The 1,749-nt window shown below is 62.0% G+C and carries 1 protein-coding gene and 1 pseudogene; both read left to right on the top strand.

What is annotated here, in order from left to right; genetic code table 11:
- Positions 1-48 precede the first annotated feature (48 nt).
- Positions 49-366: pseudogene (locus tag GD1_RS23920) on the top strand (transposase); the annotation flags it as partial.
- Positions 367-870: 504 nt separating this feature from the next.
- Positions 871-1,347, top strand: a complete 477-nt coding sequence (locus GD1_RS23915; RefSeq protein ID WP_053776720.1) for a hypothetical protein — start codon at positions 871-873, stop codon at positions 1,345-1,347.
- Positions 1,348-1,749 lie beyond the last annotated feature (402 nt).

Below are 1,749 nucleotides of genomic sequence, written 5' to 3'. Positions count from 1 at the left end.
GTAATTCTCGCAAATCCACAAGAATTTAGGAACTAACGACACGAACCACTAGCGTTCCCGCCCGAGCTACGCAAAGTCATCTACACCACCAACTCGATCGAGTCACTGAACTACCAGCTACGCAAGGTGATCAAGAACAGGGGACACTTCCCCAACGACGTCGCGGTCCGCAAACTGTTGTGGTTGGCGATCTGCGACATCGAGGACAAACGCGCCAGGCAACGCGAGAAAGAACGCGGCACGCCCGCCGCCACGCGCAGAGCCCCCGGACGACTCGTCGAGGGACAGGTCGTGACGAACTGGAAACAGGCCCTCGGGCAACTCGCCCTGGCCTACCCCGACCGCATCGAACCCCACCTCAGCTAGACCCACCAACAACCACAGGAACACCAGGAGTCACGTTCTTACACAGACATCTTGACAAGCTCGGTGGCCGCTTTGCATCGGTCAACAACACAGCGTCAGACACGATCTCGGCCACCGAGTTACACCACTCTATGGGGCACTACTGTTCACATTGTGCCCGTGTGTCCCGACACAGCCCCCCTATTGGCACCACCCCCACCCACCGACGAAAGAGCCGGTGCCCTTCAGCGGTCGTAGCCATCGACAACGCGACAGAACTCCAGGGCTTCTCGGAGGTTCGCGGGTTCCGTCGACGGGTAGACCACCCCTGCACCCAACCCGCGCAGCGGCGAAACCCGTGCGAGGGTGAGCTTGTCCACCGCTCATGAGCATGGACCCAAGCCACTCCGCATGCTCATTCCAAAAGGGCTGTACCGCAACAGGAAACGTCCCTCACGCGAGGTCGCTGATCTCAGTCATTCTTCGTCCGCATGATTAGCGAAGTCCTGCAGTAGTGTGCGATCCATGACAACAAAGACGATCACCACCCGGGCTCTGGTCACCGTCGCCGCACTGTCGACACTGCTACTGGCCGTCCCAACGACAGGATCAGCAGCCCCAGCACCACGACTCGGCGTCCTCGGAGACGACATCTGGGTCATGGGCAACAACGCCTTCTGCCACGGAGCCATCCACGTCGGAATCGACACCAACCCCGCCAAACGAGGCCAAGCCACCATCTCCCTCACCTCACGCGGATTCACCGGCACCCAACCCGCCTGGGGACGCAACCCCTCCTGCCGGGTCAACGTCGCGATCGGCTACTGGTCCGGCATCCAATATCGCGAGAAAGGCGTGCCGATGAACCTCGGACCACGACCAGAAGCGCCAGTCCGCGTGAACCTCCGCGGAGTCGGACAAGGCATCAACCTCATGTCCTTCACCACCCACCCCAACCTCAACAAGGGCGTCTCGTACTACGTCCGAATCCCGCAGCCCTGAGGCCGAACAGGCTCAGTACGAACAAGAGGGTCTGGTCCGCATCGGACCAGACCCTCTTCGTATTCGCACCAGCGAGTTCTCGACTTCTGACGGGCAGGTAGGGAGGCATACACGCCAACTACCGCCACGATCGCTGCGCCCACCAACACCACGACAGCGACAGAGATGGGCAGCGGGTTGACCAAGCTTCCCAGGACGATAGCGGCAATGAGCACGACGACGGCGGCGAGCAGCGCAGGGGCAAGGCGGGCCCGGCGTATCGCTGTCTCCTCAATGTCTGCACCCCGGACAGCGGCGGCGTGCCCAAGCATCGCCCCGACCGCTGCCGCTCCGGCCCCAAAACACCCCGATCATCACCCATCCGACTGCCGTGGCCACACCGCCAGTCGGGGCGATCGGAGG

Origin of the sequence: Gordonia desulfuricans NBRC 100010, from assembly GCF_001485495.1 — a bacterium.
Classification (GTDB): domain Bacteria; phylum Actinomycetota; class Actinomycetes; order Mycobacteriales; family Mycobacteriaceae; genus Gordonia; species Gordonia desulfuricans.
Note: the sequence above shows the minus strand (reverse complement) of the source record. Positions and strands in the feature narration are given on the sequence as shown.

Excerpts from the sequence above, each read along its gene's own strand:
- GD1_RS23915 (WP_053776720.1), top strand. The coding sequence starts at position 871 with ATGACAACAAAGACGATCACCACCCGGGCTCTGGTCACCGTCGCCGCA.